Source organism: Rhizobium esperanzae (genome assembly GCF_014197615.1).
Classification (GTDB): domain Bacteria; phylum Pseudomonadota; class Alphaproteobacteria; order Rhizobiales; family Rhizobiaceae; genus Rhizobium; species Rhizobium esperanzae_A.
The window spans coordinates 184,240-198,581 of the sequence record NZ_JACIFY010000011.1 but is presented as its reverse complement, the minus strand read 5'-3'; the positions used below and the strand labels follow the sequence as shown (position 1 = coordinate 198,581).

Annotated in this window: 10 protein-coding genes, 1 tRNA gene and 1 pseudogene; 6 read left to right on the top strand and 6 right to left on the bottom strand. The window is 60.1% G+C overall.

Annotated features, from left to right (window positions below):
- The first annotated feature begins 334 nt into the window (after window positions 1–334).
- Window positions 335–1,906: a putative bifunctional diguanylate cyclase/phosphodiesterase gene (locus GGD57_RS16705; RefSeq protein WP_184471451.1), complete on the top strand. Its 1,572-nt coding sequence runs from the start codon at window positions 335–337 to the stop codon at window positions 1,904–1,906.
- Window positions 1,907–1,915: 9 nt separating this feature from the next.
- Here GGD57_RS16705 and GGD57_RS16700 read toward each other — a convergent pair whose 3' ends face one another.
- Window positions 1,916–3,517, bottom strand: a complete 1,602-nt coding sequence (locus GGD57_RS16700) for an inorganic phosphate transporter (RefSeq protein ID WP_184471450.1) — start codon at window positions 3,515–3,517, stop codon at window positions 1,916–1,918.
- Window positions 3,518–3,936: 419 nt separating this feature from the next.
- On the opposite strand from GGD57_RS16700, the gene GGD57_RS16695 reads away from it, so the two are divergent.
- On the top strand, window positions 3,937–4,260 hold the full coding sequence (locus GGD57_RS16695; RefSeq protein WP_184471449.1) for a hypothetical protein: 324 nt from the start codon (window positions 3,937–3,939) through the stop codon (window positions 4,258–4,260).
- Between the two features lie 90 nt (window positions 4,261–4,350).
- Here GGD57_RS16695 and GGD57_RS16690 read toward each other — a convergent pair whose 3' ends face one another.
- Window positions 4,351–5,241: a helix-turn-helix domain-containing protein gene (locus tag GGD57_RS16690; protein ID WP_184471448.1), complete on the bottom strand. Its 891-nt coding sequence runs from the start codon at window positions 5,239–5,241 to the stop codon at window positions 4,351–4,353.
- 117 nt (window positions 5,242–5,358) lie between these two features.
- Between GGD57_RS16690 and pobA the strand changes: the two genes are divergently transcribed.
- Both pobA and GGD57_RS16680 read left to right on the top strand, forming a co-directional pair.
- Complete coding sequence (gene pobA / locus GGD57_RS16685) at window positions 5,359–6,531, top strand: 4-hydroxybenzoate 3-monooxygenase (RefSeq protein ID WP_184471447.1); 1,173 nt, start codon at window positions 5,359–5,361, stop codon at window positions 6,529–6,531.
- A 275-nt stretch (window positions 6,532–6,806) separates the two neighbouring features.
- Window positions 6,807–7,655, top strand: coding sequence for a VCBS domain-containing protein (locus tag GGD57_RS16680; RefSeq protein WP_348645983.1), 849 nt, complete (start codon window positions 6,807–6,809; stop codon window positions 7,653–7,655).
- A 531-nt stretch (window positions 7,656–8,186) separates the two neighbouring features.
- Here GGD57_RS16680 and GGD57_RS16675 read toward each other — a convergent pair.
- Both GGD57_RS16675 and mnmA read right to left on the bottom strand, forming a co-directional pair.
- Window positions 8,187–8,263, bottom strand: a tRNA-Met gene (locus GGD57_RS16675).
- A gap of 135 nt (window positions 8,264–8,398) precedes the next feature.
- On the bottom strand, window positions 8,399–9,598 hold the full coding sequence (gene mnmA / locus GGD57_RS16670) for a tRNA 2-thiouridine(34) synthase MnmA (RefSeq protein ID WP_184471445.1): 1,200 nt from the start codon (window positions 9,596–9,598) through the stop codon (window positions 8,399–8,401).
- 263 nt (window positions 9,599–9,861) lie between these two features.
- Here mnmA and GGD57_RS16665 point away from each other — a divergent pair.
- A pseudogene (locus tag GGD57_RS16665) lies at window positions 9,862–10,817 on the top strand (DMT family transporter).
- Between the two features lie 178 nt (window positions 10,818–10,995).
- Complete coding sequence (locus tag GGD57_RS16660) at window positions 10,996–11,262, top strand: hypothetical protein (RefSeq protein WP_184471444.1); 267 nt, start codon at window positions 10,996–10,998, stop codon at window positions 11,260–11,262.
- Between the two features lie 79 nt (window positions 11,263–11,341).
- On the opposite strand, the gene serA is transcribed toward GGD57_RS16660, so the two are convergent.
- Window positions 11,342–12,937: a phosphoglycerate dehydrogenase gene (gene serA / locus GGD57_RS16655; protein WP_184471443.1), complete on the bottom strand. Its 1,596-nt coding sequence runs from the start codon at window positions 12,935–12,937 to the stop codon at window positions 11,342–11,344.
- Window positions 12,938–13,021: 84 nt separating this feature from the next.
- Window positions 13,022–14,200, bottom strand: coding sequence for a phosphoserine transaminase (locus GGD57_RS16650; protein ID WP_184471442.1), 1,179 nt, complete (start codon window positions 14,198–14,200; stop codon window positions 13,022–13,024).
- Between the last annotated feature and the right edge of the window lie 142 nt (window positions 14,201–14,342).

The window sequence follows — 14,342 nt, the reverse complement described above, 5'->3', positions numbered from 1 at the left end:
ACGCGGCGCCTGCGTTTGATGCGGGTTGCGACGTTCACCCTAATTCTGGTCGGTCTGGTCGTCAGCGTCCCGCTGCTGATCGTCACCGCCTGAAACGCGAGACAGGGCGAGCGATGCAACAGCACGCTCGCCCTCGTTCTTCCCGAGCCCTCACCTTCGCCATAGCACCCGAAACATCCTCCATCTCCCAAAAAGCCGACGAGCGGCCGCAGCAAGGCTGCCGTCCCGATAGCGCCGCAACAGGCCGCCCCTCCAACAATTTGCCCCTTCAGTTCAACGAACATTTCAGATTTACGTGATAATTCCGCGCAGGGTGGAGATGGAGAAGGCGATAATGCCGGCGTTTTTCCAAAGCAGGGCCGGACGGCAATGCGTATCGATCGTGGTGTTCGGAGTAACCCTCTGGCTCCTCGGCACGCTGTTGCACTTCGACGACGGCCTCGTCACCTTCATGATCGGTTTCAGTGAGTACGGCGCCGACAAACTCGTCCTGGCCCTCGGCATCGCCGGCGCCATGAGTTTCATCTATTCGGTGCTGCGCATCGCCGACCTGCGCAAAGAAATGGACCTGCGCGACGCCGCTCAGGCGAAGGCCGATTGGACCGCGACCCACGACCATCTGACCAAGCTGCCGAACCGCTACGCCTTCGAGCGCAAACTTCTCTCGCGGCCAATCCTGGATGAGGAAGCCGAGATCGAGGATTGGGCTCGCAACGTTACCATCTTTTCCGTCGACCTCGACGGCTTCAAGAAAGTCAACGATCTCGTCGGCCACAAGGGCGGCGATGGCCTCCTGATCGAGGTCGCAAAGCGTATCTGCGCACTCGGCAATGCCGATTGCGTCTATCGCTTCGGCGGCGACGAATTCATCATCGTCGCCTTCGGCATGACCGCACAGCGCGAAGAGCATTTTGCCAAGCTTTTGATCCAGGCCGTCACCCGGCCAATCCTTATCGACGGCTTTGCCGTCGAAGTCGGCGCCAGCGTCGGCTACGACCGCTGGGCCGAGGGAGCCGAGCCGCTTGAGGATGCCGCTCACCGCGCCGACCTTGCCATGTACGAGGCGAAATCGCGCGGGCCCAATCACTCTCTCGTCTTCGAAGCCTCGATGCAGGACAAGGTGGCGGAACGCGCCGCGCTGGAAACCAGCCTGCGCGCGGCAATCTCCAAGAAGGCGATCAAACCCTTCTATCAGCCGCTGATCGACCTCAAGACCGGCCAGCTCTGCGGCTTCGAAGCCTTGGCGCGCTGGATCGGCGACGACGGCGTCAACATCCCGCCGCCCGTCTTCATCGACATTGCCGAAGAAACCGGCATGATCACAGCCCTGTTCGAGGATCTGCTTGCCCAGGCCTGCAGCGACGCGCTCGATTGGCCGGAGCACGTAACCCTGTCCTTCAATGTCTCGCCGGTGCAGATGGAAGACAGGCTGCTCGCCTCCCGTATCCTCAAAGTGCTCTCGGCAAGCCGGCTGCCGCCGCAGCGGCTGGAAGTCGAGATCACCGAAAATGCACTGATCCAGGATCCGGCCGTCGCCGCCGTCGTCCTCGACGAGCTGCATGCGGCCGGCATCCAGATCGCGCTCGACGATTTCGGTACGGGTTATTCGAGTCTTGCCCAGCTCGCGCGTTATCGTTTCGACAAGATCAAGATCGACAAAAGTTTCGTCGCCACCTATCGCGACGACGAACGGCAGGAAAAGATCGTCCGCGCCATGCTCGGCCTCGGCCGGAGCCTCAACATCAAGACGACTGCGGAAGGCGTCGAGGAGCACGGCCAGCTCGCCTTCCTGCTACAGCTCGGCTGCGATATCGGCCAGGGTTATCTTTTCGGCAAGGCGATGCCCGCCGCCGAGGCGAGCATCTTCATCAGCGATCGCAATGCCAGTCTGGCCTCAACGGCCTGATACTCGTTTTTAGAACACCTGGCGCAGAATCACGAAGAGCACGAAGGCGATCGCGATCGAAGCCGGCAGCGTCAGCACCCAGGCCATCAGCATGTTGCGCACGGTCGACCATTGCAGGCCGGAACCGTTGGCCGCCATGGTGCCGGCGACGCCCGACGACAACACATGCGTAGTCGAAACCGGCAGGCCGAGATGATCGGCCGAGGCGATTGTGACCATCGCCACGACTTCGGCTGCCGCGCCCTGCCCGTAGGTCAGATGCGTCTTGCCGATCTTTTCGCCGACGGTGACGACGATGCGCTTCCAGCCCACCATCGTGCCGAGGCCGAGCGCGATCGCAACCGCCACCTTCACCCAGAGCGGAATGAACTTCGTCGCGTTGTCGACCGCCTTGTGGTAGTTCGTCACCGCCGTCAAATCGGCGGCGTCCATCGGCAGCAGCTTCTGCTTGTCGATCAGCTTCAGCGCCTCGCCGATCAGATAGATGTCATTGCGGACGTTGCCGACGAGGTTGGTCGGCACCGCTTCCAGCGTCGGGAAGCCAGCGACTTCGGCGCTCGTCTGATGGATATATTGCTGCAGAGCCGGCGTCGTCGCATCCGTCCAGCTCTTGTTCTTGACGGCGTTGCTGACCTCGGCCTTGTAGTCGGTGACGGTCACGCCGGGCTTCACATATTTGCCGAGCGCGGTCTCCACCTGGGCCGAGGCAGCCTTGTAGGCTTCGAGATAGTTGACGTCGGGCGTGCGGTTCAGCGCGAAGGCGGTCGGCACCAGGCCGATCAGGATGAGCATGATCAGACCCATGCCCTTCTGGCCGTCGTTGGAGCCGTGGGCGAAGCTGACGCCGGTGCAGGTGAAGATCAGGATCGCGCGGATCCAGAGCGGCGGCGGCTGGTTGCCCTTCGGTTCGTCATAGAGCGCCTTGTTGCGCACCAGAACCTTCATGACCAGCAGAAGAACGGCGGAAAGACCGAAACCGATCAGCGGCGAGATCAGCAGCGACAGACCGATATTGGTCGCCTGCGACCAGTCGACGCCACTCGTGGCGGTTCCCGCCGGCGCCAGGAACTGGTTGGCGAGGCCGACGCCGATGATCGATCCCACCAGCGTATGCGAGCTCGACGACGGCAGGCCGAGATACCAGGTGCCGAGGTTCCAGACGATCGCCGCGATCAGCAGCGCAAAGACCATGGCAAGGCCTGAACCGGAACCGACCTGCAGGATCAGTTCCACCGGCAGCAGCGCCAGAATGCCGAAGGCGACAGCGCCGCTCGAAGTCAGCACCCCGAGAAAGTTGAAGAAGCCCGACCAGATGACGGCGAATTCCGCCGGCATGGACCGAGTGTAGATGACGGTGGCGACGGCATTGGCCGTATCGTGGAAACCGTTGACGAACTCGAAGCCGAGCGCGATCAGCAGCGCAAGGCCCAAGAGAATCCAGGGAACGGCGGCGGCTGTTGTCAGGTCGCGTCCGAGTGCATAGGCGACATATCCAAGGCCGCAGACCAGAACGAGCGCGAAGAGCGGCAAGAACCATTTGCCGGCAGAATTCGAACTGTGGAGCGGGTGGGACGTGTCGCTATGAACCTGGCTGGGGGCAATATCGGCCATGGCATAGTTCCTTATTCCGTTTTGCAAATTTGCCTTTTGTTAATAATTCCGCCGCGTGAAGCTCTCATGACGCCTGTCCGGTCCATCCGGTAAGGCACTGACATCCGATGACATTAGCCATCGCCGGCAGCTGGCTGCGCATCCCGGGAAGACGCCGCGTCGCAACTCCCCAACTGCGACTTTTCAGGCAAGCTCCAACAGATGGCCCCACTGGCAAAGTCACAACCACATTAAGAGGAACCATTATTGATAACAGACAGGCCGATCGCGTCTCAGCTGGCATTGATTATCTCAATCGTGTCGGGCAAGCTTTGGCGTAATCGGGACGACGGCGAGCCAAAAAAGCAAGCGGCGAAATTTAAATACGATCCGCAAGGGGGACGACCATTTTTTCAAATAAAACTACAAGAATTCTACACATGGCAGCAGCTCTAATTCTGGCGATGGAGCTATCATATATTTTAAGTAACGTTCATTTCTATAAAAACTTTGATCTATACAATATTTACACACAGGGCCATTATCAGAATTTTCAATTTATAAGTGAACATGACAAGTTATTCATGGCCGCAAACAAAATAATTGACTGCAGCAAAACCTCCATAGACAGAGCAGACCGCATTGAAATTGCGACGTCTTCTATCTTTTTTATAGAAACATCAATGTTTCTCACCGTGAATTTTAAAAAAATCGAAAATGGACAATGCGTCGATAAAATGATGTTTAGAATCATGCCCGGTTAGTTCATGACATGATCTGCGGAAAATCGCGATCTCATGCGATAGAGAGACGTATCGAGGGTCCTGGCAAAGCAATGCTCTGACAATCTGCAGCTATGCGCCCTCGAGCCGCAACTTCTCCTTCATGCGCCATACCCGCGGCGTTTCACCCGTATATTTGAGAAAGAACCGCGAGAAATAGGCAGGATCGGCAAAGCCGAGCCGAAATCCGATCTCCTGAACGCTGCCGAGGGTAAAAACGAGCTGGCGCTTCGCCTCTTCGATGAGTTTGCCGGCGATCAGCTCGTGCGGCGTGCTGCCGGTCATCGACCGGACGATGCGGGTGAGATGGGTCGGCGAAACCCCAATCTCCATCGCATAGAAGGAAGCGGGCTTGTGGGATCGGAAATGCTGCTGAAGAAGCTCGTTCAGCATATCCATGCGTCGCTCGTTCTCGTTCGACGGAAACTCATAACTGTTTCCCTCATGAGAAATCCTCGCCGTCAGCCGCATCACCAGAGCAACATAAGCGCCCAGCAACTCGTTGCGGCCGCTGCGGCGGTTTTCGAATTCGTCGCCGAGCCGCCGCAACGTCTGCATGACATAGGCGTCCTCGGCATTATCGGGATCGAGCGGCGTCAGATGCGGCGCAGCCAGCCATTCGCCGAGCGGGCTCCGGTCGCCGAGCGGCTGGCTGAGATGGGACCTCAACAGGGTGATGACGAGGCCGTCGATATCGCGTGAAAACCGAAAGCCGTGATTGAGCCCCGGCGGCACCGTGATGATGGCCGGCGGGCGGATGGCATGACTCTTGTCGCCGAAGATCGCATCGCCCGAACCGCCTTCGATGTACAATATCTGAAAGAAACTCTCATGGCGATGCAGGCGAATCTCCCAGTGGTGCAGGCTGCTGCGGGAGCGAATTGTTTCGCAATGCAACCAAAAATCCGGCTCTCTCCCGGTGTTTTCGCCGTAGAGCTCGTAGGTCGGTACATGTCTGCGCATGGGGCTCCTTCCTCACCAATGTTCGATTAGTGCAATTTTTAGGCCGGGATGTCCATTGCTGCGGCAGGGAGCCCACGGCAGAATCTGGCAAAACGCAAAATGTCAGGGAGGACGCAGTTGCGAACCCAGGTCGCCATCATCGGTTCGGGACCATCCGGCCTGCTACTCGGTCAGCTTTTGACCGAAGCGGGCATCGACAATGTCATTCTCGATCGCGTCAACAAGGATTACATTCTCGGCCGAGTGCGCGCCGGCGTCCTGGAGGAAGGCACCGTCGCACTGCTGGATCAGGCCAAGGCGGGAGCGAGATTACATGCCGAAGGCCTGCCGCATGACGGCTTTTCGCTGGCCTTCGACGGACGCGACCATCGCATCGATCTGCATAAGCTGACCGGCGGCAGGCGTGTTACCGTTTACGGCCAGACCGAGGTGACGCGCGATCTGATGGAGCGGCGCGAAGCAAGCGGCGCCCTGTCGATCTACGATGCCGCCGATGTCACGCCGCATGATTTCGATGGGCATTCTCCTTTCGTCACTTATACGAAAGACGGCGTCACCAAGCGCATCGATTGCGACTTCATCGCCGGCTGCGACGGCTTTCATGGCGTGAGCCGCAAGGCCGTTCCGGAACAGGCGATCAGGCATTTCGAGAAGATCTATCCCTTCGGCTGGCTGGGTCTGCTTGCCGACGTGGCGCCGGTCAGCCACGAACTGATCTACGCCAACCATCCAAGAGGCTTTGCGCTCTGTTCAATGCGCTCGGCCACGCGCAGCCGCTATTACATCCAATGCGCGCTCGACGAAAAGGTCGAGGCCTGGAGCGACGACCGCTTCTGGGACGAGCTGAGACGGCGCCTGCCGGCGCATCACGCCGAGGCATTGGTGACCGCGCCGTCCTTCGAGAAATCGATCGCTCCGCTCCGCTCTTTCGTCGCCGAGCCCATGCGTTTCGGCCGGCTTTTCCTGGTTGGCGACGCCGCCCATATCGTGCCGCCCACCGGCGCCAAGGGCTTGAACCTTGCGGCCAGCGACGTCCATTATCTGTTTTCCGGGCTCATCGAGCATTACCGCGAAGGCTCGGATCGCGGCATCGATGCCTATTCGCAGACCGCACTCGCCCGGGTGTGGAAGGCCGTGCGGTTTTCCTGGTGGATGACGACGATGATGCACCGCTTTCCCGATACCGGTGATTTCGACCAGAAGATCCAGGAGGCGGAGCTCGACTATCTCACTCATTCCCGAGCGGCTTCGACGGTGTTAGCCGAGAACTATGTGGGCTTGCCGTTCTGATACCGGGTCGCCAATCGTTCCGATCTCGACGCAAATCATAATTGTCTGGTCATGGATTACGGCCGAAAACGGCGCTGGAAGAAGCCTACGCCATGTTCCCGCGCCTGCCAGTCATGATCACGATGCCTGGAACGCTCTGCCATTATCGACGGGACGGCAGCAGCACAAGCAGAGCATAGACGCTTGGATCGCAAGCAGGTTCGGCGTCACTAATCCGAAGCTTCGTCAATTTCCATTGCCAGACTACCCGATAGGATTGCATAGTCGAAACGAAAATCACACGGGAGGTAGAAATGGCAAATCACAAGCCAGTCGCAGGCGACGTATACTTGCCTGTTTTCAACATCGACGATGCGATTACCGGCGACATTCTCGAAAATACCAGTTCCACGGATGTCGATGGAGATACGGTCCGCCTCAACTTCGTCAACGGACAACGCATTCCGCAACCGGCCAATGGATCCCCTGCCACGAGCACCGCAATCCAGGGAGAATACGGCACACTCACCGTTTATTCCGACGGCAGCTACACCTATGCGCTCGACCACTCCAAGCCTGAGGTCGCAGCGCTCGGGCCCGGAGATGCACTCGTCGAAAAGTTCACCTTCAAGATATCAGACGGCAAAGGCGCCACCGACGTCGGCGCGCTCAGCATCGCAATTGACTTGCCGGAACGTGGCAATGTGTTCGTCAATTTCGAAGACGTCGGCCATAGCGACTTCCCCACCGGCTACAAAGGCTTCGACTGGGGCGCCTGGCGGGACGGAGACGATGCGACGGTGCGGCAGGAAGCCGACGGCAACCATTATCTGGGAGGAGGGGTGTTCTGGACACCCATCTATTCAGCGGATGGCGGCCCATTCCAGATCAAGCAATTCGAAGTTGCCAACGGAACGTCGAATTATGACAACGTTCTGACCATCGAAGGCCAGCTGAACGGCAATGTCGTCTTCTCCACCACCGTGACCATCACCGCCGACAGCATCCACAATCCCCAGCTGATCGATCTCAGCGCCTACGGCCCGATCGACTATCTCCTGCTCGACAGCGAACCGATCATCACCGAAGACAGCGGCCCTGATTATTTCGGCGCGCAATACGACAATTTTCTTTTCCTCGTTTGACCGAAGGGGGAAGGGGCGTCCTATCGCCGAAAGCTCTGCATCTTTTCCGAGTGCACGATCAGCAGCTTCTATCGGATACCAATTTCTTGCGATAGCTGAGCGACCTCAGCCTTGCTAATATTGGATCATCCGTGGGGGGCACGGATTGGGATGGAGGAAATGATGGAGTCAGTCGGGATCAGGTTAGCGGCGGTCATGTTCTCGCTCGCCGTATGGGCTATTATCATCGCCGCCGCATCCCATCTTTGGGCGATGAGGATGCCCGTAGTGCTTTTGGCGCTCTACAGATAACCCTCTCATCGGCTTTAATGCATGCCGCCCGGAAGGGTATAGCGGTTCGGGGATAGCGACACGCATCGAAGGAGCTAAGCGCGCCGCATGAATCCAGTTCCATGCGACGCGCCTTAGCGGAAATCCTGCAGATCAGAGCTGAACTGTTTTGTCCCCTCGCCGCCGCCTTTGGCGCGCAACCAATATGCTACAGCGGCGGCCTGCACCGGCTCAAAATCGCTAATTCTGCATTAGAAGAAGTGGTAGCGGAGGAGGGATTTGAACCCCCGACACAAGGATTATGATTCCTCTGCTCTGACCTACTGAGCTACTCCGCCACTGGTCAAACGATGCCTGCTCGCGAAGCGTGCCGGCCCGTGGGATGAGCGGCTTATAAGGTGCGCCTCGGCTTTGTGTCAAGCGCATGATGGAGAAAAACGCTGGGCTTTGATGCCCGCCCTCTCCTGTTGATTTCAGGCGGCGACGGAGCTGGACAAAAGCGCCTTCAGCGAGGCCTCGGCCGAAGGTTCGCGCTCGGAGCGATCGATGAAACCGCCGCCGAAGACCCGGGCGTCGTCGCCGGGGGTCGAATAAAGCGCGCAAGCCTGACCAGGCGCAATGCCTGCCTCGCCGACCGTCAGGTCGACATAGGTGCCGTTGGCATCGACATGCAGTACCGCCGGCGCCGGCGCTCGTGTCGAGCGGACCTTGGCGTAGCAGGCAAAACCTTTGCCGGAGGCGGCATCCGCAAGCGTCTCGTCGCCCAGCCAGTTGACGTCGCGCAGGTAGACGCGGTGCGTCTCCAGTGCTTCCTTCGGGCCGACGATGACGCGGCGCGAGCGGGCATCGAGAAAGACGACGTAGAGCGGTTCACCGGTGGCGATACCGATGCCGCGGCGTTGGCCGATGGTGAAGTGCAGGATGCCTTCATGGGTGCCGAGCACGCGGCCGTCGAGATGGACGATCTCACCGGCAAGCGCCGCATTCGGCTTCAGCTTGGTGATGATGTCGGAATATTTGCCCTGCGGCACGAAGCAGATGTCCTGGCTGTCGGCCTTCTTGGCGACGACGAGGCCCATCTCTTCGGCAAGCCTGCGCGTCTCGGCCTTCGGCAGGCCGCCCAGGGGGAAGCGAAGATAATCGATCTGTTCCTGCGTCGTGGCGAAAAGGAAATAGCTCTGGTCGCGGTCGGCATCGGCCGGCCGGAAAAGCGCCCGGCGGCCGGGCTTATCAGCCGAAGGGTTCGGCCGCGAGCGGATATAATGGCCGGTCGCCAGCGCATCGGCGCCGAGTTCCTTGGCGGTCGCCAGCAGATCGGCGAATTTGACCGTCTGATTGCAGGAAACGCAGGGGATCGGCGTTTCGCCGGCCACATAGCTTTCGGCGAAGGGGTTGATCACCGTCTCGCGGAAGCGCTTCTCGTAATCGAGCACGTAATGCGGAATGCCGAGCGTCTCGCAGACGCGGCGCGCATCGTCGATATCCTGGCCCGCGCAGCAGGAACCGGCGCGGTGAACGGCCGCTCCATGGTCGTAAAGCTGCAGCGTGATGCCGAGCACATCGTAACCCTGCTGTTTGAGAAGGCCGGCAACGACAGATGAATCGACGCCGCCCGACATGGCGACGACGACACGGGTCTCTTCCGGCTTCTTGTCAAAATCCAGTGTGTTCAACGATAGTGCCAATTCTGCGCTGTTTCGATCCGCCGTTCTGACTTCGGAATGTGGCGGATTTCCTACATTTCCGGCGGGATCGGCCGCCAGCTTCATGGGCGACGGATATAGAAATTATTGCGCCCGCGCGCAAGTGCCGGCGTTTCGGCTGCGGTCGCCGGCGTCACACGCCGCTCATGCATTGCAGCTATTCGCAATCGGTCTTTGCCAGCCCGCATTTCGTCGCGTAGATGAACCGACCCACCTTTAGAAGATTCGAATACATGACAACCGCCTCAACCACGCTTCGCGGCGTCCTTGTCGCATTTGTCGGCTATGCCGTCTTTGCCTTCAGCGATGCATCCATCAAAGCCCTGCACGGCGCCGTTCCCTCCTTCCAGATCGCCTTCACCGGCGCGGTGCTCAGCCTGTCGGCCCTCCCCTTCATCAAGGGGCGGGGCGATTCATGGCTCGACATATTCGCAACGACGAACCGGCCGCTCTGGCTGGCGCGATTTGCCGCCGGCGCGACCGGATCGATCGCTTCCATCATAGCCTTCACCAAGCTGCCGATGGCCGAGGCCTTCTGCCTGCTGTTCCTGCTGCCGTCGGTCGTCACCATCCTCTCGGTGATCTTCCTGAAGGAGGATGTGCGCTGGCAGCGCTGGGCTGCCGTCATCGTCGGCTTCCTTGGTGTGCTGGTCGTTCTCCGGCCGGGCTTCCGCGAGCTGTCCGTCGGCCATCTGGCTGCAACCATCGGCGCGGTCTCCGCCGCCGTCGCCATCGTCATCCTGCGCGCGCTCGGCCCGGCAGAGAAGCGCCTGTCGCTCTATGGCGCTTCGCTACTCGGCACGCTTATCGTCAGCGGCGTTCTCATGCTCTCCGAGATCGTCGTGCCAAGCCCACAGCAATGGATCTTTATTGCAGGCTACGGATTGCTCGGCGCCGCGGGAACGTGATGCTGATGACAGCCGCGCGGCTCGCCCCGGCAACGCTCGTAGCGACACCGCAATACAGCCAGATGATCTGGGCCATCGGCTTCGGCTACCTCTTCTTCAACGATCACGTCGACCTGCCGATGGCTTTCGGCATCGTGCTCATCATCTGCTCCGGCCTGCTGACGCTGATCCGCGAGCGCAAGCGCCACGTACCCTTGCCCGCAGCCGTCGCCTCCGGCGACGCACAATCGCCGCTTGCCACGACGCCGGTCGAGGGCGATGCGCAGGCACCCACGCGATAGGTTTATTCTGCCCCTCGCCTCAATTGTGCGCCTGTGGTTCGTTCGTCGATCGGTTTCCTGATGCCGCCCCCGGGATTAATCCGATCTTACTAAAATAATTGATGCTCCATGGAACGATCCCTTCGATCATGCGTTGCAGGGACAGAAATGCCGCAATCGAATTGCTGAGGAGGGTTACATGGGCAGGTTCGGCGCGACGACGGAGTACAGCAGAATCAAACATTGGATCGAAGAGCGCGGCGGCCATCCCGCCCGTATCAAGAACGCGAGCGACAGCGAAACTGTCCGCGTCGACTTCTCTCCGGAAACGCAGGAGGATATTTCCTGGGACGAATTCTTCCAGGGCCTCGAGGGCAGCAGGCGCGCCTTCCTTCACCGCACGAAGGCTGAGGACGATAGAGCCCGCTTCGGCAAGCTCGTCCGCCGGAAACGCCTGCCTCACTGAAATTCATCCGTTTCTGACGCAGAAAACCCGGCGCCGTTTCCAGCGCCGGGTTTTCCTTGTTTCCTTGGGAGGAGGAAAATCAGTCGATGTTGAAGGTCAGCAGCTTTGCCTGGCGGATCGCCTGGTGCGCCGTCAGCTGTGCAAGCACGCCATCATCCACCTCGCCGTCGACATAGAGCAACGCGATGGCGTCGCCGCCCTGCTTGTCGCGACCAAGCTGGAAGTTGGCGATGTTGACGCCGGCGGTACCGAGCGTCGTGCCGATGAAGCCGATCATGCCCGGAACGTCGGTATTGGTGATGTAGATCATGTGCGAGCCGACATCGGCATCGAGATTGATGCCCTTGATCTGGATGAAGCGCGGCTTGCCATCCGAGAACACCGTGCCGGCAACCGAGCGCGTCATGCTTTCGGTCGTCACCGTCAGCTTGATATAACCGTCGAACACGCCTGTCTTGTCGCGCTTGACCTCGGAGAGCACGATACCCTTTTCCTTGATCATGATCGGCGCCGAAACCATGTTGACGTCGGCAACCTGCGGGCGGATGAGGCCGGCGAGCACTGCGCTCGTCAGCGCCCGCGTGTTCATATTGGCGGTGATGCCGTCGTAGAGGATTTCGATTTCCTTGATCGGCTCCTCGGTGACCTGACCGACGAAAGCGCCGAGAACGTCGGCAAGCCGGATGAAGGGCTTCAGGATCGGCGCTTCTTCCGCTGTGATCGACGGCATGTTGATGGCGTTGGAGACCGCGCCCTTGACGAGGTAATCCGACATCTGTTCGGCCACCTGTAGAGCGACATTTTCCTGCGCCTCGGTCGTCGAGGCGCCGAGATGCGGCGTGCAGACGACATTTGGCAGGCCGAAGAGCGGGCTTTCCTTGGCGGGCTCGACTTCGAAGACGTCGAAGGCGGCACCGGCGACGTGACCGGACTTGATGGCTTCGGCAAGGGCTGCCTCATCGACGAGGCCGCCGCGCGCGCAGTTGATGATGCGCACGCCGGGCTTGGTCTTCGCCAGCGCTTCCTTGTTGAGGATGCCGCGCGTCTTGTCGGTCATCGGCACATGCAGCGTGATGAAATCGGCGCGGGCGAAAAGCTCGTCGAGCTCGACCTTGGTGACGCCCATCTCCTCGGCGCGCTCCTTGGAAAGGAACGGGTCATAGGCGACGACATGCATCTTCAGGCCGATGGCGCGGGCGCAGACGATCGAGCCGATATTACCGGCGCCGATGACGCCGAGCGTCTTGCCGGTGATCTCGACACCCATGAATTTCGACTTCTCCCACTTGCCGGCCTGCGTCGAGTTATCGGCCGCCGGAAGCTGGCGGGCAACAGCGAACATCAGCGCGATCGCGTGTTCGGCCGTGGTGATCGAATTGCCGAAAGGCGTGTTCATGACGATGATGCCGCGGCGCGAAGCAGCCGGGATATCGACATTGTCGACGCCGATGCCGGCGCGGCCGACGACCTTGAGGTTCTTCGCCCCTTCGATGATCTTTTCCGTCACCTTGGTCGCGGAACGGATGGCGAGGCCATCATACTTGCCGATGACTTCAAGCAGACGGTCCTTGTCCTTGCCGAGCTGCGGTTCGAAATCGACTTCGACGCCACGGTCACGGAAGATCTGGACGGCGGTTTCCGACAATTCGTCGGATACGAGAACGCGAGGTGCCATTGTGGCCTCCTTCAAAAGTGTTCAGCGATGGATGAAATCTGGAATGCGGGGCTCCGCCCTGTGGCGGAGCCGAATGCGATCACCTCAGGCGGCGGCCTGAGCGAGCTGCGCCTTCTGCGTTTCGAAGGCCCAGGAAAGCCAGGGCATCAGCTTCTGCATGTCGGATGCCTCGATCGTGGCGCCGGCCCAGATGCGCAGGCCCGACGGCGCGTCGCGATAGTGTCCGACGTCATAGGCGACGCCTTCCTTTTCCAGCAGGCCGACCAGGCCCTTGGCGAAAGCCGCCTGGCCGTCATCGTCGAGCGCCGTGATGTCCTTGTCGACGATCTTCAGACAGACGGAAGTGTTGGAGGCCGTTTCCGCCTTGACGGCGAGATTGGCGATCCAGTCGTTCGCGGCGACGAAATCGTGGATGACCTTGGCATTGGCATCGGCGCGCGCGATCAGCGCCTTGAGGCCGCCGAGCTCCTTGGCCCAGAGGAGCGCATCGATGTAATCCTCGACGCAAAGCATCGACGGCGTGTTGATCGTCTCGCCCTGGAAAATGCCTTCCGTCAGCTTGCCGCCCGAGGTCATGCGGAAGATCTTCGGCAGCGGCCAGGCCGGCGTGTAGGTGGTGAGACGCTCGACGGCGCGCGGCGAGAGAATGATGACGCCATGCGCGCCCTCGCCGCCCAGAACCTTCTGCCAGGAGAAGGTGACGACATCGAGCTTGGCGAAATCGAGTTCCTGCGCGAAAGCGGCCGAGGTGGCGTCGCAGATCGTCAGGCCCTTGCGGTCGGCGGGAATGAAATCGGCGTTCGGCACGCGCACGCCTGATGTGGTGCCGTTCCAGGTGAAGACGACATCGCGGTCGAAATCGACCGTGGAGAGATCGGGAAGCTCGCCGTAACCGGCTTCGAGCTTGCGCACATCCTTGAGCTTCAACTGCTTGACGACGTCGGTGACCCAGCCGGCGCCGAAGCTTTCCCAGGCGAGCATGTCGACGCCGCGTTCGCCGAGCAGCGACCAGAGCGCCATTTCGACGGCGCCGGTATCGGAAGCCGGAACGATGCCGATGCGGTAATCCGCCGGCACGTCGAGAATTTCACGGGTAAGGTCGATGGCCTGCTTGAGCTTGGTTTTGCCGACCTTCGCACGGTGCGAACGACCAAGGGCCGCGTCGGAAAGAGCTTCGAGCGACCAACCAGGGCGCTTCGAGCAAGGGCCAGAAGAAAAATGGGTATTCTGCGGACGGATGTCCGGCTTTGCGGTCTTCGCCATGATGCTATCCTCTCAGATAGAAAGCCCTTCGTTGGGGAAGGGTGTCCCGCCGCCGTGTGTATGGATAGCAGGCGTCATAGTCAAGATCGAAGTGTCGCAGAGGGAGGATATTTTGCCGCAGGTGAACTTGACGGAACAAAAA

What these genes read in the sequence shown, in the direction of transcription:
- GGD57_RS16705 (WP_184471451.1), top strand. Translation starts at nt 335, where the DNA reads ATGCCGGCGTTTTTCCAAAGCAGGGCCGGACGGCAATGCGTATCGATC.
- GGD57_RS16700 (WP_184471450.1), bottom strand. Translation starts at nt 3,517, where the DNA reads ATGGCCGATATTGCCCCCAGCCAGGTTCATAGCGACACGTCCCACCCG.
- GGD57_RS16695 (WP_184471449.1), top strand. Translation starts at nt 3,937, where the DNA reads ATGGCAGCAGCTCTAATTCTGGCGATGGAGCTATCATATATTTTAAGT.
- GGD57_RS16690 (WP_184471448.1), bottom strand. Translation starts at nt 5,241, where the DNA reads ATGCGCAGACATGTACCGACCTACGAGCTCTACGGCGAAAACACCGGG.
- GGD57_RS16660 (WP_184471444.1), top strand. Translation starts at nt 10,996, where the DNA reads ATGGGCAGGTTCGGCGCGACGACGGAGTACAGCAGAATCAAACATTGG.
- serA (WP_184471443.1), bottom strand. Translation starts at nt 12,937, where the DNA reads ATGGCACCTCGCGTTCTCGTATCCGACGAATTGTCGGAAACCGCCGTC.
- GGD57_RS16650 (WP_184471442.1), bottom strand. Translation starts at nt 14,200, where the DNA reads ATGGCGAAGACCGCAAAGCCGGACATCCGTCCGCAGAATACCCATTTT.